Source organism: Pseudomonas sp. zfem002, assembly GCF_032621685.1.
GTDB lineage: Bacteria > Pseudomonadota > Gammaproteobacteria > Pseudomonadales > Pseudomonadaceae > Aquipseudomonas > Aquipseudomonas japonica.
Window position 1 is genome coordinate 639,687 of record NZ_JAVYJH010000001.1, and the last position, 21,041, is coordinate 660,727.

Here is a 21,041-nt window from a genome sequence, read left to right on the forward strand (position 1 = left end):
GGAGAGAAAGGAATGTCTTCGATGATTCGCATGGCCCTGCTGGGCCTGGCGCTGGCCTTCGCGGCGGGCTGTACCTCGAAGCCGGTGATGGCGCCCAAGGAACTGCTGGTGGTCGGCCATTCGTACAGCAACGACGAGATCCAGCGCGCCATCCTCCAGGCCGTGGCCGAGCGCGGCTGGACCGCGCGCAACGTGGTGCCGGGCCTGGTCCAGGCCGACATCACCGTGCGCAACACCTTCTATGCCGCGGTGGATATCCGCTACAGCCTGAGCAACTTCCGCATCGACTACCGCGACAGCCGGGGCCTGGACTACAACAACGGCAAGATCCATCGCAACTACAACCGCTGGGTGTACAACCTCGACAAAAGCATCATGCGCGAACTGCAGCGCATCGAGACCAACCGCATGGTGCAGCGCGCCGTCAACGAACAACGCTCGAACAACCACTGATCAAGGAACGAAACCATGCGTCTGAAAACCTGGACCGCCACCGCCGCCCTCATGCTCTGCGCCCTGCCCGGCCTCAGCCAGGCCCGCGATACCGCGCTGTACCTGCCGTTCGAGAAGGTCGTGCAGCAGATGACCGCCGAGAAGAAGCTCGACGGTTCGGTGAAGTTCTACCTGGCCGGCGTGCAGCCCAAGGGCAAGGTCACCGTGGTCAGCCCGGGCGCGGTCACCAACAAGAAGACCAACGCCTTCAACAAGTCCGACGAAGCGGCCTGTGAATGGGCCCTGCAGTCGGCCCTGCTGACCATGCAGGACGCCGCGAAAAAGGTGAACGCCAACGCCGTGACCAATATCGCCAGCTACTACAAGAAGAACGAGCGTAAAGATGCCGTCACCTACGAGTGCCACGCCGGCGCCGTGATGGCCGGTGTCGCGATCAGGGGCGACCTGTCCCGCGTCGACTGATTCAGGTCTTTCGGGTCAGCAGCTCGACGAAGGCGTCCGCCATCGCCGAGCCCTGCTCCCGGCGCTGTACCAGCCACACCGCGGTGTCGGCGTCGGGGTCCAGCAGCGTGCGATAGACCACACCGTCGATACGCATGCGCTGGAACGACGCCGGCAGCACCGACACACCCAAGCCCGCCGAAACCAGACCGATGATGGTCATCACCTCCGCCGCCTCCTGGGCGAAATGCGGGGTGAACCCGGCTTGCCGCGCCAGGCTCAGCAACTGTGCGTGCAGGCCGCTGCCGTAGCTGCGCGGGAAGAACACGAAGGGCTCGTTGGCCAGTGCCGCCAGGTGCAGGCCGTTTGCCGAGCCCTGCGCCAGCGGGTGATCGGCATTCAGCACGGCCACCAGCGGCTCGCGCAGCAGTTCGGTGGCGACCAGGCTGTCCGGCAGCGGCAACGGCCGCATCAGGCCGACCTCGATGCGTTCGTCGAGCAGCGCTTCGGCAACGTCGCGGCTGCTCATTTCCTTGAGATTCAGGTGCACGGCAGGGAAACGCTGGCGGAAGCTGTAGATCGCCCTGGGAATGCTCGAGTTGAACGGCGCCGACGAGGTGAAGCCGATCTTCATCTCGCCCAGCTCGCCCAACTGCGCGCGACGCGCCACATCGGCGGCCTTGTCCACCTGCGCCAGCACCTGGCGGGCCTCTTCGAGAAACAGCCGGCCGGCCTCGCTGAGTTCCACTCGTCGGTTGGTGCGCTCGAACAGGCGGGCCCCCAGCTCCTGTTCCAGGGCCTGGATCTGCTGGCTCAGCGGCGGCTGGGAAATCCCCAGGGCCTGCGCGGCCCGGCCGAAATGCAGCTCTTCGGCGACGGCGATGAAATACCGCAGGTGGCGTAACTCCATAAGCGCTCCAATAAGTCGCCAAACGTCTTAAACAGGTCGAACAATATATTGGAAATGATCATTAGCCAGCTATATGATTTTTCCAGTTGCCCCCGAGGCCGCACCCCGCCGAGGTTCCCGTGAAAACTGCTGTAGCGCCCCACGTTCATGATCTTCCCCCGCAAACGGTGGCCGACGTTGCCGCCAACCTGACAGAAACCTGGATCGAAAAAGGCACCCCGGCGTTCATGCGCACGGTGCTGGCGCTGTTCTGCGGCGGTTTCGCCACCTTCGCCCTGCTCTACTGCGTGCAGCCGATGATGCCGCTGCTGTCCCGCGACTTTGCCATCAACGCGGCGCAGAGCAGCCTGGTGCTGTCGGTGTCCACCGGGCTGCTGGCCTTCGGGCTGTTGATCACCGGGCCGATTTCCGACCGTATCGGGCGCAAGCCGGTGATGGTCTTCGCCCTGTTCTGCGCGGCCCTGAGCACCCTCGCCAGCGCCCTGATGCCGACCTGGGAAGGCGTGCTGGCGATGCGCGCGCTGGTGGGCCTGTCGCTGAGCGGGCTGGCGGCGGTGGCGATGACCTACCTGAGCGAGGAAATCCATCCGCAGCACATCGGCCTGGCCATGGGCCTGTACATCGGTGGCAACGCCATTGGCGGGATGAGCGGGCGGCTGATCACCGGGGTGCTGATCGACTTCGTCAGCTGGCACACGGCGATGCTGGTGATCGGCGGCCTGGCCCTGCTGGCGGCGGCGCTGTTCTGGAAGGTGCTGCCGGAATCGCGCAACTTCCGTGCGCGCTCGATGAACCCGCGCAGCCTGCTGGATGGGTTCCTCCTGCATTTGCGCGATGCCGGGCTGCCGTGGCTGTTCCTCGAAGCCTTCCTGCTGATGGGCGCCTTTGTCACCTTGTTCAACTACATCGGCTATCGCCTGCTGGCCGAGCCGTATCACATGAGCCAGGCGTTGGTGGGGTTGCTGTCGATCGTCTACCTGTCGGGCATCTACAGCTCGGCGCAGATCGGCGCGCTGGCCGACCGGCTGGGTCGGCGCCGGGTGTTCTGGGGCACCATCGTGCTGATGCTCGGCGGCATGCTGCTGACCCTGTTCAGCGCGTTGCCGCTGGTGATCGTCGGCATGCTGGTGTTCACCTTCGGCTTCTTCGGCGCGCACTCGGTGGCCAGCAGCTGGATCGGCCGCCGCGCGTTCAAGGCCAAGGGGCAGGCGTCGTCGCTGTACCTGTTCAGTTACTACGCGGGGTCGAGCGTGGCGGGGACGGCGGGCGGGGTGTTCTGGCACTACGGCGGGTGGAACGGGATCGGGCTGTTCATTGGCAGCCTGCTGGCGGTGGCGCTGGGGGTGGCGGTGTATCTGAGCAAGTTGCCGCCGAAGACGGCGTAGTTGTCGGGGACCGCTTTGCGGTCCTTCGCGGGCAAGCCACGCTCCTACAGAGCCCGTGCAGTCCGTTGTAGGAGCGAGGCTTGCCCGCGAAGGCCTGCGCAGCAGGCCCATTCCAGACACCCACAAACATAAAGTTTGTGGAACATGAAAATCCTAGGACGTACCCTACGCAATCTGTCGGTCCTGGCTTCCTTGCCCATGGAAACCACTCCTTCTAGGCTTTGTCGGTCGCTGAATCGTCAGCGATCGGGGTGTGGAAACCTTGGCTTCATCGAGTTGGTCCGTCTATGGCGGCTGTGCGCGGGAGACCTTCGGGTCTGCCGGGTTCCTACTCGCTCGGTTTTCCACCCCGCGTACAGCTGCCACCCTTTCGTGTGGAAACGAAAGGCTGGAGGCCCGAACCGAGTAGACACGCCAATGAAGAAAATCGTCCCCGACCCACCCCTCTCACCCACCTGCAGCCGAGCCTTCGGCGAATGTCCCAGCCATCCGCCGTTATTCTCCGTCAACGCCGGCATCGACCCGCATAGCGCGTTGGTGCACACCTCGATGTTCCTGCGCTGCGCCTACGAATCGGCCCAGCAATCCCTCAGCCCGGACTCCGGCAGCAGCAGCTTTCCCTGGCTGACGATGCATGCCGTGGAAGCCGCGAAAGCGGTAGTGGACGGGTTGCTCGAAGGCATCGAACAGGAGAGCTGGAAAGAGCCAATCAGCTAAATAGCGCCGCGGTCGGCGTGGGAGCGGATTCATCCGCGATCGGCGGCGAAGCCGTCGTAGAACCTGAGTCCCGGATCTACCTGAAACAACCGGGACTCAGGTTTTATGGCCGCTTCGCGCCCAATCGCGGATGAATCCGCTCCCACACCGACCGTGGTGTCACGAGATTCGGGGTCAGTTCACGACCTCGACCAGATCCACATCCACTTCCCGCGACATCAGGTGCTTCTCCACCTCGCCCGTCAGCTTGACCCTGGTCTTGTCATTGAACGCCACCGGTGGCAGGTCCTCGTTGTCGATCTCCACGGTGATGGTCCCGGTGTTGTCCTTGAACTCGTACTTGTCGTCGTTGTTGATCTTCTTGATCACATAGCCGGTGAGCACCACCGGGGTATCGTCGGCGGCGTCGCTGGACGCGGCCACGGTGGTCACCGCCTGCGCGCCGGGCCCGGTGTAGCCGCTGCCGGCGGCCAGGGCGGCGGTGCTGAACAGCGGGGCGAGAACGAGGGCGAGGTAACGAATTTTCATGGTGCTGATCCTGTAGGGGTTTTGATGGGATCAGATTACCCGGGGAGCCTGAATTCAAACTTAACCCGTGGTCCTACCTGGTATTTCTGTCAGTTGTGCCCCAGTTGGGCAAATGGTCTGCTGAGCCTGCAACGATTCGCTTCGGGAAACGGAGGCATCATGACCAGCCAGCCTGCTCGGAAACATCACGTGCTCCACTACGGCGTGCTCGCACTCGTCCTCGGACTGCAGGCATGCACGGTGAACACCAGATCACCATCATCCACGACAGCCCACGCCGACCATCACTACCTGACCGCGCAGGAAAAGACTCAGGTTGGTCAACGCGCGGTGCTGCGCCTGAGGGAGCGCTACCGCGATACGCGCAGCGAGTGCCCGCCGGACGGCAAAGCGGCGTTCTACTGCGATGGTGTATTCGTGCGCGCATTGAATATCGACTGGAACAGCCCGACATTCTGGAATCCGGTCGCCAAGGACATCGAGCGCAACGGCGTGTCGTTCATCTACATGCGCGAAGATGCCAGGATCGAAGAGGTCCCCGGCATGGCGGGGATCATCATGAGCGAGTTCGATGCCCATACCCAGGAAAAGCTGGTGGTCGGCTGCGCATTCCCGATCAATGCTCAGACCAATGTGCGGGATGACAGTTGCTATACCTCCAAGCGCCCGATGTCCTGCCAGAAACGACGGGTGTGGACCGCAGAGAGCTGGCTCGGCTACTACGAGTATGCTCTGGACTTCGTTTGCTCCTTCGACCCGACCGCCAGGTGGTTCCAGTTGAGCATCGAAATCCGCCGGGACCACGCCGACAAGCTGCGCAGCGACTGGAACGAGGTAATCATCCGGCCCTGGGCACAGAACGTTCCCGAACGCCTGCCGCTGGAAGTCCTCTGGTACAACGGCAGCGAAGAAGGTCTCATGCGTGCCCGCACCATGCAGGACAACTTCATCAGGGGCACTGGCCTGTTCATCCCCATCGTGCGGGTGGACCTGGGCAGCGCGGACGTCTTTCTCTACACGCCCAAGGATCAGTTGGAACTGCCGGCCAGGGCACGCGGAACGACCGGAACGAAGGTCCTGACAGGAAAACCGCAGAGCGGGGCGGCGCGGTGAAGCGCCTGTCTATCCGCCGTCTCGCACTGCTCACGCTGGCGGCGGGCCTGGGATGTACGGCGATTCCCGCAACGAGCGCCGAGGACCCGGGACGCAGCGTGGTCCACCGCCTGCAGCAACGCTTCGACGACACCCGCGCGGCGTGCGAGGACGGCAGTGCCGCCTACAACTGCAGCGGGGTGATCGTTCGCGCCATCCGCGATCCGTCCAATCCAACGTTCTGGAATCCATCGCCGGGCGGTGTCGAGCGTGACGGTGTAGCGTTCTCCTATATCCGGGCGGATGTCGGCAGCCTTCATCTGGCGGGTAACGCGGGGTTGATAATGCGCGAACTGGGAGCTCCGTCAGAACAGCGGCTGTCCGTGCGTTGCGTGTTCCCCTCCAATGCAAATACTTCCATGCGCGCCGATAGCTGCGCGACCGAAGAATTCCCTCTGCCTTGCCATCTCAGCGGAGTGACCGACATCCCTACCTGGCAGGCCCACTACGAACAATACGGTCCGGTCAAATCCTGCTATTTCGCACCGACTACCGAGTGGTTTCAATTCAGCATCGACGTCCGTGCCCATTTTCCCCAGCCGGAAAACCGCAAATACTGGAACGAGGTGGTAATCGCCGCCTGGCCGCAGGACATACCTGAACGATTGCCAATCGAAGCCCTGTTCTACAGCGGGGACGGGCTGTCTGGAGCCCGTCAGATGCAGGACAGCTTCATCCGCGCCACCGGCAAGTTCATTCCCGTGGTGAGGATCGAGCTGACCCAGGATCCGGTCTTCTACTACTCGCCAAAGGACCAGGCCGTGCAACCGCCTACGCCGACGACCACCCAGCCAAAATGAAAATGCCGCCCGAAAGGGCGGCATTCATGAATCAAGCCGAGGCTCAGGCGTGGTACTGCGCCGACAACTCATGCACCGCGTTGATGAACGCACCGGCATGCTCCGGATCGACTTCCGGGGTGATGCCGTGGCCGAGGTTGAACACATGGCCAGTGCCATGGCCGTAGCTGGCGAGGATACGCGCGACCTCGGCGCGGATCGCCTCGGGCTTGGCGTAGAGCACGGTCGGGTCCATGTTGCCCTGCAGCGCGACCTTGTCACCGACGCGGCGGCGGGCGTCACCGATCTCGCAGGTCCAGTCCAGGCCCAGTGCGTCGGCACCGGCTTCGGCGATGCTTTCCAGCCACAGGCCGCCGTTCTTGGTGAAGAGGATCACCGGCACCTTGCGCCCGTCGTGCTCGCGGATCAGGCCGCTGACGATCTTGCGCATGTAGGCCAGGGAGAACTCCTGGTACGCCGCCGCCGACAGGTTGCCGCCCCAGGTGTCGAAGATCTGCACCGCTTGCGCGCCGGCCTGGATCTGCCCGTTGAGGTAGGACGTCACCGACTGCGCCAGCTTGTCCAGCAGCAGGTGCATGGCCTGCGGGTTGTCGTAGAGCATGGCCTTGGTCTTGCGGAAGTCCTTCGACGAGCCGCCTTCGACCATGTAGGTGGCCAGGGTCCACGGGCTGCCGGAGAAGCCGATCAGCGGTACACGGCCGTTCAGTTCGCGGCGGATGGTGCTGACCGCGTCCATGACGTAGCCGAGGTCCTTCTGCGGATCGGGGATCGGCAGGGCCTCGATGTCGGCCAGGGTGCTCACCACTTTCTTGAAACGCGGGCCTTCGCCGGTCTCGAAGTACAGGCCCTGGCCCATGGCATCGGGAATGGTGAGGATGTCGGAGAAGAGGATCGCGGCGTCCAGCGGGTAGCGGTCCAGCGGCTGCAGGGTCACTTCGCAGGCGAACTGCGGGTTCATGCACAGGCTCATGAAATCACCGGCCTTGGCACGGCTGGCGCGGTATTCCGGCAGGTAGCGGCCGGCCTGGCGCATCATCCACACCGGGGTGACGTCTACGGGTTGCTTGAGCAGGGCGCGCAGGAAACGATCGTTCTTCAAGGCAGTCATGTCGGCATCCGGAAAAAAAGTGCGGGCATTTTCTCAGACGGACAAAGAAAAGGCACGGTGGTTACCGTGCCTTTTGTCTATCAGGATGCCCTGGGTCAATAGTTTTTGTTGTAGTGCCCAGGCGGCAAATCAGACGCCCAGGTAGTCGAGGATCCCTTCGGCAGCGTTGCGGCCTTCGTAGATCGCCGTCACCACCAGGTCGGAACCACGAACCATGTCGCCACCGGCGAAGATCTTCGGGTTGCTGGTCTGGTGCTTGAACTTGCCTTGCTCCGGCGCGACGACACGGCCCTGGCTGTCGGTCTGGATGTCGAACTGCTCGAACCACGGCGCCGGGCTCGGACGGAAACCGAAGGCGATGACCACGGCATCGGCCGGGATGATCTCTTCGGAGCCCGGGATCGGCTCGGGGCTGCGACGGCCACGGGCATCCGGCTCGCCGAGACGGGTCTCGACCACCTTGACGCCTTCGACCTTGTCTTCGCCGACAATGGCGATCGGCTGGCGGTTGTAGAGGAACTTCACGCCTTCTTCCTTGGCGTTCTTCACCTCTTTGCGCGAGCCGGGCATGTTCGCCTCGTCGCGACGGTAGGCGCAGGTCACGGCCTTGGCGCCCTGGCGAATGGAAGTGCGGTTGCAGTCCATCGCGGTGTCGCCGCCGCCGAGGACCACGACCTTCTTGCCCTTCATGTCGACGAAGTCTTCCGGCGACTTCTCGAAGCCCAGGTTGCGGTTGACGTTGGCGACCAGGAAGTCCAGCGCGTCGTGCACGCCCGGCAGGTCTTCACCGGGGAAGCCGCCCTTCATGTAGGTGTAGGTGCCCATGCCCATGAACACGGCATCGTATTCGGCGAGCAGTTGCTCCATGGTCACGTCCTTGCCCACCTCGGTGTTCAGGCGGAACTCGATGCCCATGCCGCTGAAGACTTCGCGGCGATTGCTCAGCACGGTCTTCTCCAGCTTGAACTCGGGGATGCCGAAGGTCAGCAGGCCACCGATTTCCGGGTTCCTGTCGAACACCACCGGGGTCACGCCGCCGCGCACCAGGATGTCGGCACAGCCGAGGCCCGCGGGACCGGCGCCGATGATGGCGACGCGCTTGCCGGTCGGCTTGACCTTGGACATGTCCGGACGCCAGCCCATGGCGAAGGCGGTGTCGGTGATGTACTTCTCCACCGAACCGATGGTCACCGCGCCGAAGCCGTCGTTCAGGGTGCAGGCGCCCTCGCACAGACGGTCCTGCGGGCACACGCGGCCGCAGACTTCAGGCAGGGTGTTGGTCTGGTGCGACAGCTCCGCGGCGGCGAGGATATTGCCTTCGGAGACCAGCTTCAGCCAGTTGGGGATGAAGTTGTGGACCGGGCACTTCCACTCGCAGTACGGGTTGCCGCAACCCAGGCAGCGGTGCGCCTGCTCGGACGATTGCTGGGGTTTGAAAGGCTCGTAGATCTCCACGAACTCTTTCTTGCGCTGGCGCAGCAGCTTCTTCTTCGGATCCTTGCGCCCGACTTCGATGAACTGGAAGTCATTACTCAGACGTTCAGCCATTTTTAAAAACCTCTTTACCGCAGTTGCTAGCTTCACGCTGCAAGCTGCCAGACGATCACGTTTAGCCGGCGAGCCTCGCACAGGGCGAGGTCGCCGCTTGCAACTGCGTTATTGCGGGTTGGCCCGGGTGCTGGACAACAGGTTCTTCAGGTTCGCCGCCTTCGGCTTGACCAGCCAGAAGCGACGCACGTAGTCGTCCAGGTTTTCCCAGAGCTCACGGCCCCACGCACTACCGGTTTCCTCGACGTACTCGGTCAGCACGCGGTGCAGATGGCTGCGGTAAGCCTCCATCGCCTCGCCGGTGATCCGCTGGATTTCCACCAGTTCATGGTTCAGCTTGTCGACGAAGCTGTTGTCCATGTCCAGCACGTAGGCGAAACCGCCCGTCATGCCGGAGCCGAAGTTGTAGCCGGTCTTGCCCAGAACGCAGACAAAACCACCGGTCATGTATTCGCAGCAGTGATCGCCAGTGCCTTCGACGATAGCGTGGGCACCGGAGTTGCGCACCGCGAAGCGCTCGCCCGCGGTGCCGGCGGCGAACAGCTTGCCGCCGGTGGCGCCGTACAGGCAGGTGTTGCCGACAATGGCGCTGTCCTGGGTGGCGAACGGGCTGCCGGCAGGCGGCACGATGGTCAGCTTGCCACCGGTCATGCCCTTGCCGACGTAGTCGTTGGCGTCACCTTCCAGGTGCATGTGCAGGCCACCGGCGTTCCACACGCCGAAGCTCTGGCCCGCGGTGCCCTTGAAGCGGAAGGTGACCGGCGCCTTGGCCATGCCCTGGTTGCCGTGCAGGCGGGCGATCTCGCCGGAAATCCGCGCGCCGATGGAACGGTCGCAGTTGCAGATATCCAGTTCGAACTCGCCGCCGCTCAGGTCGCGAATGGCCGGCAGGGCCATCTGCACCATCTTCTCGGCCAGCACACCCTTGTCGAATGGCGGGTTGCGGTCGACCTCGCAGAACTGCGGCTTGTCGGCCGGCACGTGCGAGCTGCCCAGCAGCGGGCTGAGGTCGAGGTGTTTCTGCTTCTCGGTTTCACCCGGGAGCATTTCCAGCAGGTCGGTACGCCCGATCAGCTCGCCGAGGCTGCGCACGCCCAGTTTGGCCAGCCATTCACGGGTTTCCTCGGCGACGTAGGTGAAGAAGTTCACCACCATGTCGACGGTACCGATGTAGTGGTCCTTGCGCAGCTTGTCGTTCTGGGTGGCTACGCCGGTGGCGCAGTTGTTCAGGTGGCAGATGCGCAGGTACTTGCAGCCCAGGGCGATCATCGGCGCGGTACCGAAGCCGAAGCTTTCGGCGCCGAGGATGGCCGCCTTGATCACGTCGAGGCCGGTCTTCAAGCCGCCGTCGGTCTGCACCCGGACCTTGCCACGCAGGTCGTTGCCGCGCAGGGTCTGGTGGGTCTCGGCCAGGCCCAGTTCCCACGGGGCGCCGGCGTACTTGATCGAGGTCAGCGGCGAAGCGCCGGTACCGCCGTCATAACCGGAGATAGTGATGAGGTCGGCATAGGCCTTGGCCACGCCGGCGGCGATGGTGCCGACACCGGCTTCCGCCACCAGCTTGACCGAGACCAGCGCCTGCGGGTTGACCTGCTTGAGGTCGAAGATCAGTTGCGACAGGTCTTCGATCGAGTAGATGTCGTGGTGCGGCGGTGGCGAGATCAGGGTCACGCCCGGTACCGCGTAGCGCAGCTTGGCGATCAGGCCGTTGACCTTGCCGCCCGGCAGCTGGCCGCCCTCGCCCGGCTTGGCGCCCTGGGCCACCTTGATCTGCAGCACTTCGGCGTTGACCAGGTACTCCGGGGTGACCCCGAAGCGACCGGTAGCGACCTGCTTGATCTTCGAGCTGCGGATGGTGCCGTAGCGCGACGGATCTTCACCGCCTTCACCGGAGTTGGAACGCGCGCCCAGGCGGTTCATCGCCTCGGCCAGGGCTTCGTGGGCTTCCGGCGACAGCGCGCCGAGGGAGATACCGGCGGAGTCGAAGCGCTGCAGGATGGCTTGCAGCGGCTCGATTTCGCTGAGGTCCAGGGCCTGCTCGGCGGTCTTGACCTTGAGCAGGTCGCGGATCATCGACACCGGACGGTTGTCGACCAGCGCGGTGTATTCCTTGAACTTCTCGTAGTCGCCCTGCTGCACGGCGGCCTGCAGGGTGTTGACCACGTCCGGGTTGTAGGCGTGGTATTCGCCACCGTGGACGAACTTCAGCAGGCCGCCCTGCTGGATCGGCTTGCGCGCGCTCCAGGCTTCGGCGGCGAGCAGCTTCTGCTCGTTCTCGATGTCGACGAAGCGCGCGCCTTTCAGGCGGCTCGGGACACCACGGAAGCTCAGGTTGACCACTTCCTCGGACAGGCCGACCGCTTCGAACAGCTGCGCGCCGCGGTACGAGCCGATGGTGGAGATGCCCATCTTCGACAGGATCTTCAGCAGGCCCTTGGAGATGCCCTTGCGGTAGTACTTGAAGACTTCGTCCAGATCGCCCAGCACTTCGCCGGTACGGATCAGATCGGCCAGCACTTCGTAGGCCAGGTACGGGTAGACCGCCGAGGCGCCGAAACCGAGCAGCACGGCGAAGTGATGCGGGTCACGGGCGGTCGCGGTTTCGACGAGGATGTTGCTGTCGCAGCGCAGGCCTTTTTCGGTCAGGCGGTGGTGCACCGCGCCGACGGCCAGCGAAGCGTGGACCGGCAGCTTGCCCGGGGCGATATGACGGTCGCTCAGCACCAGCAGGGTCTTGCCTGCGCGCACGGCCTCCTCGGCCTGGTCGGCGACGCTGCGCACCGCGGCTTCCAGACCCAGGCTTTCCTCGTAGTTGAGGTCGATGACGTGACGCTCGAAACCTGGACGGTCGAGGTTGGTCAACGAACGCCACTTGGCCGGCGAGATCACCGGCGAGCTGAGGATCACCCGCGAGGCGTGCTCAGGGGATTCCTGGAAGATGTTGCGCTCGGCACCGAGGCAGATCTCCAGCGACATGACGATGGCTTCGCGCAGTGGGTCGATCGGCGGGTTGGTCACCTGGGCGAACTGCTGGCGGAAATAGTCGTAGGTCGAACGCACGCGCTGCGACAGGATCGCCATCGGCGTGTCGTCGCCCATCGAGCCGACCGCTTCCTGGCCCTGCTCGCCGAGCGGACGCAGGACCTGGTCACGCTCTTCGAAGGTGACCTGGAACATCTTCATGTATTGCTTGAGCTGGTCGGCGTCGTAGCTGGCCACGCCCTGGTCGTCGCTCAAATCGGCCTGGATGCGCAGGGCATTCTGGCGCAGCCAGCGCTTGTACGGGTGGCGCGATTTCAGACGGTCGTCGATGGCATTGGTGTCGAGAATCTGACCGGTCTCGGTGTCGACGGCGAAGATCTGCCCAGGGCCCACGCGGCCCTTGGCGATGACGTCTTCCGGCTTGTAGTTCCACACGCCGATTTCCGAGGCCAGGGTGATGTAGCCGTTCTTGGTGGTGACCCAGCGCGCCGGGCGCAGGCCGTTGCGGTCGAGCAGGCAGACCGCGTGGCGACCTTCGGTCATCACCACGCCGGCCGGGCCGTCCCACGGCTCCATGTGCATGGAGTTGTATTCGTAGAAGGCGCGCAGGTCAGCGTCCATGGTCTCGACGTTCTGCCAGGCCGGCGGAATGATCATCCGCACGCCACGGAACAGGTCGATACCACCGGTGACCATCAGTTCGAGCATGTTGTCCATCGAGGACGAGTCGGAACCTACGCGGTTGACCAGCGGGCCGAGCTCTTCCAGGTCCGGGATCAGTTCGTTGGCGAACTTGGTGCGACGGGCCTGGGCCCAGTTGCGGTTACCGGTGATGGTGTTGATCTCGCCGTTGTGGGCGAGGAAGCGGAATGGCTGCGCCAGCGGCCATTTCGGCAGGGTATTGGTGGAGAAGCGCTGGTGGAACACGCAGATCGCAGTCTGCAGGCGCTCGTCACCCAGGTCCGGATAGAAGGCGGCGAGGTCCGCCGGCATCATCAGGCCTTTATAGATGATGGTCTTGTGCGAAAAGCTGCAGATGTAGTGGTCGCTGTCTTCGGCGTTGGCCACCGAGGAACGGCGACGGGCACTGAACAGCTTGATGGCGAATTCCTGATCGCTCAGGCCTTCACCGCCGACGAACACCTGCTCGATCTGCGGCAGGCGCTCCAGGGCCAGGCGGCCGAGGACGCTGGTGTCGATCGGCACCTTGCGCCAGCCCACCAGTTGCAGGCCAGCGGCGAGGATCTCGCGGTTCATGTTTGCGCGCGCGGCTTCGGCCTTGGCGTTGTCCTGGTTGAAGAACACCATGCCCACGGCGTATTGCTTCGGCAGCTCGGCGCTGAAGGTTTCCTGGGCGATGGCGCGCAGGAACGCATCGGGCTTCTGCATCAGCAGACCGCAACCGTCGCCGGTCTTGCCGTCGGCGTTGATGCCGCCGCGGTGGGTCATGCAGGTCAGGGCTTCGATAGCCGTTGTCAAAAGGTGGTGGCTGGGCTCGCCCGTCATGTGGGCGATCAGACCGAATCCACAGTTGTCCTTGAACTCTTCGGGATGGTACAGACCTGTTTTCATAGACACTTTCTCACCAGGTTCGCCTCTCAAGTAGGCAAATCTCTTTTAATTCAACCACTTACCATCCACGCCGAACGAACGCCAGCTTTGCGGGGGCAATACGGGTGCCATTGTTGCACAGCGACAGGGAAGCCCACAAATTTGATGACGAATCATCGAAAATCTATGTCGCATTTTTGAATGTTTTTAAGCGAGTGTCGTGGTAACGACTTGGCTTGAGTCTGAAGCGTTTCAGCCATGACTGCAAGACGGGCTTGTGGCCGGCAGTCTGGGACAGAAAAGCCTGCCGCGCATTTGCACAGCAGGCTGCCTGTGAATTCAGAGGTTGATCAGGTGGCGGGGGTAGGATGCCACCTGGATCAGGCTATTTATCAGCGCGTCGCAGCGAGCTCTTGTTGGACGCTTGCGACAGTGCGAGGCCAAGGTTTACCAGCCTGGACCTTGGCTGGCAAGGCCTTGATGGCATTCAGTGCAGCATCGCGACTGGAGAAACTGCCGTAGGTGATGACATACAGCGGCTTGCCCTGGAGGTTTTTCTTGAAGTAGCGATAGTCGCCACCTTGCGCCTTCACATAAGCCTGAGCCGTGGCCTCGGAGCTGGTACCGAGGATCTGCACCACGTAATTGCCCGGTGCCTGCGCGGCATACCAGCCACCACCGGTGCTTCCACCAGCCGGTGCGGCAGCCGGTTTGGCGGCCGGTTTTTCCACGGGCTTGGCGGCCGGAGCGACCGGTTTGGCGACAGCGACTTCCGCCGGCTTCGGCGCAGGTGCAACCGGCTTGCTGGCGACAGGTGCGGCAGGTTGATGAACCGGTGCAACCGGCTGCGCGGAGGCCAGGGTCTGTGCCGGCTGGATCGGCTGCGCCGGAGTCGGCGCAGGGCCCGCCGTGGCACCTTCCGGCGGCGCGGTGGTGGTCACGGTGGGCGGCTGCAGCGCGGTATTGCCGGCCGGACCGCCTTCCTCACCCTCGTTCATGCCCGCGGCTTCCGCCAACGGACCGCGCATCACCGGCTGGGACTGCCCCACCAGTGGCAGCGGCATCGGCTGCGACGAGCCGGCGAACTCGATCGCCGGACCGCCATTGTTCGACTGCGCGTTGCCCGGCTGACCCTGGCCCAGCGGCAATTGCGCCTGCTCGGCAGGTGCGCCGGTCTTCGGCTGGTCGCCTTTCTTCGGCATCAGCACGGCGGCACCGACGGCGACAATCACCACGGCGGACAGCGCCAGCACATGTTTCTTCGGCATAGAGAACCCCACTGATGGTCGCTTCACCGTCGAGCGGCTGGCGATCATGGCTTCGATCAAGGTATCGCGGGCGACCTGGTTGATATTCCCGGGCCAGCCTTCGGAGTTTTGCTGGATGTCGGCGATCTGCTCGGCGGTGAACACTTCGATGCCGCGTCCCGCGCCTTCCAGACGCTGCTCCAGGTATTCCCGGGTCTCGTCTTCGCTGTAGGGCTGCAGTTCGATGACGTGGAAGCGCTCTTCCTCGATCTCCAGCCCGTCCAGGCTGGCGATCAGCGACGGCTCGCCGAACAGGAACACGTGAGGGCGACCTTCCGCGGTGCCCGCCGCCAGTTCCAGCAACGCTTGGAGCGCCGATTCGCCCAGTTGTTCCGCGTCGTCGACCAGCAGATAGACTTCCTGGCCGGTCAGGCCGAGCTGGACCACCTGGGACAGGATCGCCGGGACTTCGGCCTTGGCCACGTTCAGCGACTGCGCCGCCTGGGCCAGCACAGCGGCGGCGTCGCTGGCGCCGCGGGCGGAAATCACCACGCTCTGCACCGTCTGCTTGTTGGTGCTGGCCACCAGCGCCTGGCGCAGCAGGGTCTTGCCGCTGCCCTGCGGCCCCGTCACCACCAGCAGCAACTGGCTGTAGCGGGCGAGGTGATGCAGTTGCCCCAGCACCGGCTTGCGCTGGGCGGGGAAGAACTTGAACCCCGGCACGCGCGCGGCGAAGGGGTCGTGATTCAACTGGTAGTGGCCGAGAAAGGCCTCGTCGGCATGCAAACTAGTCATCGGGCTCTCATCGACCTCAAAGCTGAGCCACGATCGCGGGGTAATCCGCCGCCAGCGTGGCCTGAAGAATCTCTTGCGGGTAGTCATCGGTGACCACCGCCTCGCCCAGCTTGCTCAGCAGGACCAGACGCAGACGACCATCGAGGACTTTCTTGTCCACCGCCATGTGCTGCATGAACTGCGCCGGCGTCATGTCCTGCGGCGGAACCACCGGCAGGCCGGCGCGCTGCAGCAGGCGAATGCCGCGGTCACGGTCCTGCTGGCTGATCCAGCCCAGGCGCATGGACATTTCCAGGGCCATCACCGTGCCCGCGGCCACTGCCTCGCCATGCAGCCACACACCATAGCCCATCTGGGTTTCGATCGCGTGGCCGAAGGTATGCCCGAGGTTCAGCGTGGCACGCACCCCGGACTCGCGCTCATCGGCACCCACCACCGCAGCCTTGGCGGCGCAGGAGCGCCGGATGGCTTCGGTCAGGGCCACGGTGTCGAGGCCGCGCAGGGCATCGACATTGGCTTCGAGCCAGCCGAGGAAAGGTTCGTCGCAGATCAGGCCGTACTTGATCACCTCGGCCAGGCCAGCGGACAGTTCACGTGGCGGCAGGGTGCGCAGGCTGGCGGTGTCGATCAGCACCGCGTTGGGCTGATAGAAGGCACCGACCATGTTCTTGCCCAGCGGGTGATTGATCCCGGTCTTGCCGCCGACGGAAGAATCGACCTGGGACAGCAGGGTGGTCGGCACCTGGATGAAGTCGACCCCGCGCTGGTAGCAGGCGGCGGCGAAGCCGGCCATGTCGCCGATGACACCGCCACCGAGGGCAACCACGGTGGTGCGACGGTCGTGCCGCGCGGTGAGCAGGGCATCGAAGATCAGTTGCAGGGTTTCCCAGTTCTTGTGGGCCTCGCCATCCGGCAGCACCACCGGCAGCACCGAGTAGGCACCGAGGGTCTTGCTCAGGCGCTCCAGATACAGGGGCGCGACGGTCTCGTTGGAAACGATGGCGACCTGCCGACCGGCAATATGCGGCGCCAGCAGTTCAGGTTGTTCCAGCAGCCCTTCACCGATGTAGATCGGGTAGCTGCGTTCGCCCAGGTCGACCTTAAGTGTCTGCATGTATCCCCACATAGAACGAAGACGCGGGCCTCGAATCCTGGCCCGCGTGATAACAAAGTGCCCTGTCACGGCATGACTGGTCGCCGAGGATAGTCATGCGTCAGCGGGGCGGCAACTTCTGCAAGCGCTCGAGAATATCCAGCACCACCATGCGTGGCGGCCGTTCGTCGGTTTCCACGACCAGGTCGGCGATCTCCCGGTACAGCGGATCGCGCAGCGCCAGGAGATTGCGCAGGGTTTCCTCGGGATTGGCGGTCCGCAGCAAGGGGCGATTGCGGTCACGGGCAGTACGCCCGACCTGCTGCTCGACCGAGGCATGCAGGTAGATGACCCGGCCGCCTTCGTGCAACGCCTTGCGGTTGGCATCGCGCATCACCGCACCGCCACCGGTGGCCAGAACCACGCCGTCCGCGGCGCACAGCTCGGCGATCATCGCCTGCTCACGGTCGCGGAAGCCCGGTTCGCCTTCCTTGTCGAAGATCCACGGGATATTCGCGCCGGTGCGCAGTTCAATTTCCTTATCGGAATCCTTGAAAGGCAGGCGCAGCTCTTTGGCAAGCAGGCGGCCGATGGTGCTTTTGCCAGCACCCATCGGCCCAACAAGTATCAAATTTCGCACAGAATCAATGACTCACAGCAATCGCCTGGTCACTCATGATACGCGGAGTCAGGAAGACCAGCAGCTCGGATTTTTTCTCTTGGATGGTGGAGCGACGAAACAGCCGTCCAACATACGGCACATCGCCGAAAAATGGCACCTTGTCCTGCACATTACTTTTGCTGGTGGAGTAAACGCCACCGATGACGATGGTCTGGCCATCGCCCACGCGAACCCGGGCATTGACCTCGTTCTTGCGGATCGGCGGCACCGTGCCCTGGACATTCAGGTAGTCCGGCTCATCCTTGGTCACCTTGACCTGCATGCTCACTTCGCCGCCCGGCATGATCTGCGGCGTAACCTCCAGCGACAGCGAGGCTTCGCGGAAGGTGATGGAGGTGGTGCCGTTGGCCCCCGACTCCTGGTACGGCACCTCGGAGCCCTTGAGGATTCGCGCGGTTTCCTTGTCGGCGGTGAGCACCTTGGGCTGGGAGATGATTTCACCGTTGCCGGACTTCTCCATCGCGCTGAGCTCCAGGTCGAGCAGGCCGCTGTCACCGATCAGGCCGAAGCCGATACCCGACGCCGGGCGGTCCAGGCCCAGGTCGACGAAGGTCGGCGACTCTACCCCCAAGCCCCGGGCGTTCAAGCGGCCACCGCCCAGGGAACCACCCCAGCGCACACCCAGACCACGCTCGTAGTCGACGTTGGCCTCGACGACCCGCGCTTCTATCAGTACCTGCCGTACCGGCACATCCAGTTGCCCCAGGAGCCGGCGCAGCGTATCGAGGCGCTGCGGGCTCTGGCTGGTGACGAGGGTATTGGTGCGTTCATCGACGCTGATCGCACCCCAGGGCTCCTCGTCCGGGTTGGCCTCCAGCAGCGGCTGGAGCAACGCGGCAAGGTCAGCGGCGCTGGCGTGATTGACCTGGAGCAGCGCCTGCTCCCTGAAAAACGACTGCGGCCTGGCGGTATCCGCCAGTTCCGCCAACGGCGCCACCAGCAGGACATTGCCATCCATGCGTTTGCCCAGGCCCTTGCTGCGCAGCACGGTGTCCAGCGCCTGCTCCCATGGGACTTCCTGCAGACGCAGGGTTACATTGCCGCGAACTTCGTCGCTGACCACCAGGTTGACCCCGACGAAGTCGGCCAGTACCTGCAGCACGGCCCTGACCTCGACATCCTGGAAATTCAGCGACAGCGGCTTGCCCGCGCTCCCACCTGGCAGCGGAACGGCGACGACCGACGGTGCAAGCAGCACCAGACACAACACCAGCATGAACATCCTGTTCATTCATCCTTCCTTATATCTATTCATTCCCTGACCGGCGACAGCAGGGCCAATACCCGCGGGATGCCTGCCACGCCGTCCGTGGCGCCCAGAAGCTCTAGCCGTTCCTCATCGATAGCGCTCACCCGCCCAGACCCCAGCGGGTCGCCTTCGCGCAACAGATGGACCTTGTCGCCCCAGCGCACCAGCGCCGCCTGCCCCTTTCGGTCACGCAGATACCCCACCATGCGCGCCTGCTCCAACGGTATCCCCGTGCTCCCCGTGACCAGGGCGTCGAGAGGCTCGAACGGATTGCGCGGCCGCGCCGACACAGGCACCGTCTGGTCTGCCAGCGCCTGTACTTCCAGGGCACGGTAGGCATGCAACTGCAGTTGCAGACGCAAGGCCCCGGGTGACAGCTCGTCCGCCGCCGCCAGTTGCAATTCATGCAGGGTGACCAGCATGTCCAGGCCCTCGAGTTCCGTGAGGAAGCGTTTCAATGACGGGTATTCGCCCAGCACCTGCACCCGCAGCGGAAGCCGGACATGATGTGCCCCCACCTCGGGCTCCAGAACCTCGACCTGTTCGAACGACAACCCTGCGCCCGAGCGAGCCAGCCCCTGCAGCAGGCTCGCCAGGCCATCAGCGTCGAATAGTTGGCGGCGCCGGCGTTCAAGGTCGTTCTGCAACTCACGGTTCTTCGTCTCGTGGGCAGCCAGTCGCCCCACCTCCCCCGACCCGGCCTGCCATTGCTGCTGCGACTGTTCGTGGCGAGCCCGTTCCCGAATGATCTCGGCATGCCACTCGCGCCCCCAGAGCCCATGACCCGCCACCGGGAACACCAGCAGACAGACCGCCAGCAACCCCGACTTCGCCAGCCACGACCAGCGCAGCAGGGCCGACCAGTCAACGGCGTCATCGATCAGCGAGAGGCTCATGGCGCCGTCCCGGTGCGGCGACCGGCCAGCAGGCGAAAGCGTTCTCCGGCGGATGACGAGGTCAGCGCCTGCAAATCGGCCATGCCCAGCCCAGGCGACATGCGCAGATGGTGCAGCAGTTGCGCGACATCGGCACCGCCACGAGCCAGCCCGGTGAGGCGCAGCTCGCCGTCCGCCCACGTCAGTTCCTCCAGGCGGACACCCGCCGGAACGATCGCCATCAGGGTCGACAGCAGATCGCTCCCCGAGGTGCGCTGCGCCTGCAGTTCGCGCAATGCCTCCAGTTGCACCTGCAGGTCCTCACCCCGCTCGCGCAGCACGGCGACCTGCGCCAGACCTTCGGCCAACCCGGTGATGCGCGTCTCCAACACTTGATTGTCGGTACGCCAGCGCTCCAGGTGCTGACTGAGCAGCGCGGCGAGCACCAGCGTCAGCAGCAGGCCTGACACCAGGCAGCCAAGCAGCGCTGCCTGCCAACGCCGCACCGCCCGCAGGCGCTGCCACTCGCGCCACGGTAGAAGATTGACCTCGCCCATCAGCAGAATCCCCGTAGCGCCAGGCCGCAGGCGACGCCGAGCAAGGGTGAGGCCTGCTCCAGGCCGCTGCGCTCACCGCGAGGGGGCAGCACGCTCGCCAGCGGATCGCAGATCCGGGTCGGGATCCCCAGCCACTGCTGCAGTTGTCCGGCCAGCCCATCCTGGCGGGCATGGGTTCCCGCCAGCCAGAGCTGGTCCGGCATCGTTCCGGGTTCGCGCAGCAGGCACAGGTCAACGAAATCCAGCAAACATTCCGCATAGGGTTGGGCAGGCACCCTGTGGTCGCTGAACAGCACCGAGCCATCCGCACGAAAACCATGGAAGACCCAGGCATCCGTCTCCAGCAGCACCACCGCGGACACGCCCGATGCCTGGCGGCCGAGCACGCGCTGCCAGGCGTGGCTGTCGACATCGACGATGCGGGCGTGCAGGCCGGCCAATCCCATCACGGTGTCCAGGCTGTCCAGCCACTCCTGGCGACAGGCGGTGAAGGCCACGTCGAGGCTGCCGGACACTCCGGGGATCACCCGGTAGTCCAGGGCGGCCTCCTGCACCGCAAACGGAATGAACGGCTCGACCTCGTCACGCAGCCGCTCGTCGATTTCATCCTCGTCCAGCCCCGGCGGCATCTGCAACGAACGCTGGATCACCGCTGCGGCCGGCACCGCCAATGCCGCCTCGCGGACGCTGGCCCCGCTGCGTTCCAGGGCCCTGGCCAGAGCCTCGGCCACCGCCGCGGGCGCTACCACTCGCCCGTCGTCCAGGGCACCCGCTGGCAAGGGCTCGATGGCCCAGCCGCGCAGCCCCGGACCCTGCGGGCGGCGCTCCAGTTGCAGCAACCTGACCGTACCGAAGGCGATTTCCACCCCCAGCAGTGAACCGGCATTACCGCCTGTGCGTCCAAACATCCTGTTTCCTCGTCCTGTCCTGAAAAGAGGCCGCACGCCGCCGTCCTGGTGAAGGGGGCA

The 21,041-nt window shown here is 64.4% G+C and carries 18 protein-coding genes; 6 read left to right on the forward strand and 12 right to left on the reverse strand.

The window, feature by feature from the left end:
* Positions 1 to 12: 12 nt before the first annotated feature.
* Positions 13 to 453 (forward strand): hypothetical protein, encoded by a 441-nt coding sequence (locus tag RTI28_RS02860; protein WP_316919026.1) that lies wholly within the window; start codon positions 13 to 15, stop codon positions 451 to 453.
* 15 nt (positions 454 to 468) lie between these two features.
* Complete coding sequence (locus tag RTI28_RS02865) at positions 469 to 915, forward strand: excinuclease (RefSeq protein WP_316919027.1); 447 nt, start codon at positions 469 to 471, stop codon at positions 913 to 915.
* Between the two features lies 1 nt (position 916).
* Here RTI28_RS02865 and RTI28_RS02870 read toward each other — a convergent pair whose 3' ends face one another.
* Positions 917 to 1,804, reverse strand: a complete 888-nt coding sequence (locus tag RTI28_RS02870) for a LysR family transcriptional regulator (RefSeq protein WP_316919028.1) — start codon at positions 1,802 to 1,804, stop codon at positions 917 to 919.
* A 227-nt stretch (positions 1,805 to 2,031) separates the two neighbouring features.
* Between RTI28_RS02870 and RTI28_RS02875 the strand changes: the two genes are divergently transcribed.
* Together RTI28_RS02875 and RTI28_RS02880 are read left to right on the forward strand one after the other, a co-directional pair.
* Complete coding sequence (locus tag RTI28_RS02875) at positions 2,032 to 3,189, forward strand: MFS transporter (protein ID WP_316919115.1); 1,158 nt, start codon at positions 2,032 to 2,034, stop codon at positions 3,187 to 3,189.
* A 417-nt stretch (positions 3,190 to 3,606) separates the two neighbouring features.
* Positions 3,607 to 3,906 carry a DUF3077 domain-containing protein gene (locus RTI28_RS02880; RefSeq protein ID WP_316919029.1) on the forward strand — a complete coding sequence of 100 codons (300 nt, stop codon included), beginning with the start codon at positions 3,607 to 3,609 and terminating at the stop codon, positions 3,904 to 3,906.
* Positions 3,907 to 4,080: 174 nt separating this feature from the next.
* Here the strand turns inward: RTI28_RS02880 and RTI28_RS02885 are convergent, their stop codons facing one another.
* The gene (locus tag RTI28_RS02885) at positions 4,081 to 4,434 is read right to left on the reverse strand and encodes a NirD/YgiW/YdeI family stress tolerance protein (protein WP_316919030.1); all 354 of its coding nucleotides are present in this window, start codon (positions 4,432 to 4,434) and stop codon (positions 4,081 to 4,083) included.
* 159 nt (positions 4,435 to 4,593) lie between these two features.
* Between RTI28_RS02885 and RTI28_RS02890 the strand changes: the two genes are divergently transcribed.
* Both RTI28_RS02890 and RTI28_RS02895 read left to right on the forward strand, forming a co-directional pair.
* Positions 4,594 to 5,547 (forward strand): hypothetical protein, encoded by a 954-nt coding sequence (locus RTI28_RS02890; protein ID WP_316919031.1) that lies wholly within the window; start codon positions 4,594 to 4,596, stop codon positions 5,545 to 5,547.
* Positions 5,544 to 6,386, forward strand: a complete 843-nt coding sequence (locus tag RTI28_RS02895; protein WP_316919032.1) for a hypothetical protein — start codon at positions 5,544 to 5,546, stop codon at positions 6,384 to 6,386. The genes RTI28_RS02890 and RTI28_RS02895 overlap by 4 nt, the downstream gene beginning before the upstream one ends.
* 43 nt (positions 6,387 to 6,429) lie before the next feature.
* Here the strand turns inward: RTI28_RS02895 and hemE are convergent, their stop codons facing one another.
* From hemE to pilM, 10 genes are all read right to left on the reverse strand, one after another.
* Positions 6,430 to 7,494, reverse strand: coding sequence for a uroporphyrinogen decarboxylase (gene hemE / locus RTI28_RS02900; protein ID WP_042121224.1), 1,065 nt, complete (start codon positions 7,492 to 7,494; stop codon positions 6,430 to 6,432).
* A 129-nt stretch (positions 7,495 to 7,623) separates the two neighbouring features.
* Positions 7,624 to 9,042 (reverse strand): FAD-dependent oxidoreductase, encoded by a 1,419-nt coding sequence (locus RTI28_RS02905; protein WP_042121222.1) that lies wholly within the window; start codon positions 9,040 to 9,042, stop codon positions 7,624 to 7,626.
* 108 nt (positions 9,043 to 9,150) lie between these two features.
* Positions 9,151 to 13,596 (reverse strand): glutamate synthase large subunit, encoded by a 4,446-nt coding sequence (gltB, locus tag RTI28_RS02910; protein ID WP_316919033.1) that lies wholly within the window; start codon positions 13,594 to 13,596, stop codon positions 9,151 to 9,153.
* A 371-nt stretch (positions 13,597 to 13,967) separates the two neighbouring features.
* Positions 13,968 to 15,617 carry an SPOR domain-containing protein gene (locus RTI28_RS02915; RefSeq protein ID WP_316919034.1) on the reverse strand — a complete coding sequence of 550 codons (1,650 nt, stop codon included), beginning with the start codon at positions 15,615 to 15,617 and terminating at the stop codon, positions 13,968 to 13,970.
* Positions 15,618 to 15,633: 16 nt separating this feature from the next.
* Positions 15,634 to 16,731: a 3-dehydroquinate synthase gene (aroB, locus tag RTI28_RS02920; RefSeq protein ID WP_316919035.1), complete on the reverse strand. Its 1,098-nt coding sequence runs from the start codon at positions 16,729 to 16,731 to the stop codon at positions 15,634 to 15,636.
* A gap of 100 nt (positions 16,732 to 16,831) precedes the next feature.
* Positions 16,832 to 17,350: a shikimate kinase AroK gene (gene aroK, locus RTI28_RS02925; RefSeq protein ID WP_316919036.1), complete on the reverse strand. Its 519-nt coding sequence runs from the start codon at positions 17,348 to 17,350 to the stop codon at positions 16,832 to 16,834.
* A gap of 4 nt (positions 17,351 to 17,354) precedes the next feature.
* The gene (locus RTI28_RS02930) at positions 17,355 to 18,623 is read right to left on the reverse strand and encodes a type IV pilus secretin PilQ (RefSeq protein WP_316919037.1); all 1,269 of its coding nucleotides are present in this window, start codon (positions 18,621 to 18,623) and stop codon (positions 17,355 to 17,357) included.
* Positions 18,624 to 18,643: 20 nt separating this feature from the next.
* Positions 18,644 to 19,537, reverse strand: a complete 894-nt coding sequence (gene pilO / locus RTI28_RS02935) for a type 4a pilus biogenesis protein PilO (protein WP_316919038.1) — start codon at positions 19,535 to 19,537, stop codon at positions 18,644 to 18,646.
* Positions 19,534 to 20,073 (reverse strand): PilN domain-containing protein, encoded by a 540-nt coding sequence (locus RTI28_RS02940; RefSeq protein ID WP_316919039.1) that lies wholly within the window; start codon positions 20,071 to 20,073, stop codon positions 19,534 to 19,536. The genes pilO and RTI28_RS02940 overlap by 4 nt, the downstream gene beginning before the upstream one ends.
* Complete coding sequence (gene pilM, locus RTI28_RS02945; RefSeq protein WP_316919040.1) at positions 20,073 to 20,981, reverse strand: type IV pilus biogenesis protein PilM; 909 nt, start codon at positions 20,979 to 20,981, stop codon at positions 20,073 to 20,075. The genes RTI28_RS02940 and pilM overlap by 1 nt, the downstream gene beginning before the upstream one ends.
* Between the last annotated feature and the right edge of the window lie 60 nt (positions 20,982 to 21,041).

Excerpts from the sequence above, each read along its gene's own strand:
- RTI28_RS02860 (WP_316919026.1), top strand. The coding sequence starts at position 13 with ATGTCTTCGATGATTCGCATGGCCCTGCTGGGCCTGGCGCTGGCCTTC.
- RTI28_RS02865 (WP_316919027.1), top strand. The coding sequence starts at position 469 with ATGCGTCTGAAAACCTGGACCGCCACCGCCGCCCTCATGCTCTGCGCC.
- RTI28_RS02870 (WP_316919028.1), bottom strand. The coding sequence starts at position 1,804 with ATGGAGTTACGCCACCTGCGGTATTTCATCGCCGTCGCCGAAGAGCTG.
- RTI28_RS02875 (WP_316919115.1), top strand. The coding sequence starts at position 2,032 with ATGCGCACGGTGCTGGCGCTGTTCTGCGGCGGTTTCGCCACCTTCGCC.
- RTI28_RS02880 (WP_316919029.1), top strand. The coding sequence starts at position 3,607 with ATGAAGAAAATCGTCCCCGACCCACCCCTCTCACCCACCTGCAGCCGA.
- RTI28_RS02885 (WP_316919030.1), bottom strand. The coding sequence starts at position 4,434 with ATGAAAATTCGTTACCTCGCCCTCGTTCTCGCCCCGCTGTTCAGCACC.
- RTI28_RS02890 (WP_316919031.1), top strand. The coding sequence starts at position 4,594 with ATGACCAGCCAGCCTGCTCGGAAACATCACGTGCTCCACTACGGCGTG.
- hemE (WP_042121224.1), bottom strand. The coding sequence starts at position 7,494 with ATGACTGCCTTGAAGAACGATCGTTTCCTGCGCGCCCTGCTCAAGCAA.
- RTI28_RS02905 (WP_042121222.1), bottom strand. The coding sequence starts at position 9,042 with ATGGCTGAACGTCTGAGTAATGACTTCCAGTTCATCGAAGTCGGGCGC.
- gltB (WP_316919033.1), bottom strand. The coding sequence starts at position 13,596 with ATGAAAACAGGTCTGTACCATCCCGAAGAGTTCAAGGACAACTGTGGA.
- RTI28_RS02915 (WP_316919034.1), bottom strand. The coding sequence starts at position 15,617 with ATGACTAGTTTGCATGCCGACGAGGCCTTTCTCGGCCACTACCAGTTG.
- aroB (WP_316919035.1), bottom strand. The coding sequence starts at position 16,731 with ATGCAGACACTTAAGGTCGACCTGGGCGAACGCAGCTACCCGATCTAC.
- RTI28_RS02930 (WP_316919037.1), bottom strand. The coding sequence starts at position 18,623 with ATGAACAGGATGTTCATGCTGGTGTTGTGTCTGGTGCTGCTTGCACCG.
- pilO (WP_316919038.1), bottom strand. The coding sequence starts at position 19,537 with ATGAGCCTCTCGCTGATCGATGACGCCGTTGACTGGTCGGCCCTGCTG.
- RTI28_RS02940 (WP_316919039.1), bottom strand. The coding sequence starts at position 20,073 with ATGGGCGAGGTCAATCTTCTACCGTGGCGCGAGTGGCAGCGCCTGCGG.
- pilM (WP_316919040.1), bottom strand. The coding sequence starts at position 20,981 with ATGTTTGGACGCACAGGCGGTAATGCCGGTTCACTGCTGGGGGTGGAA.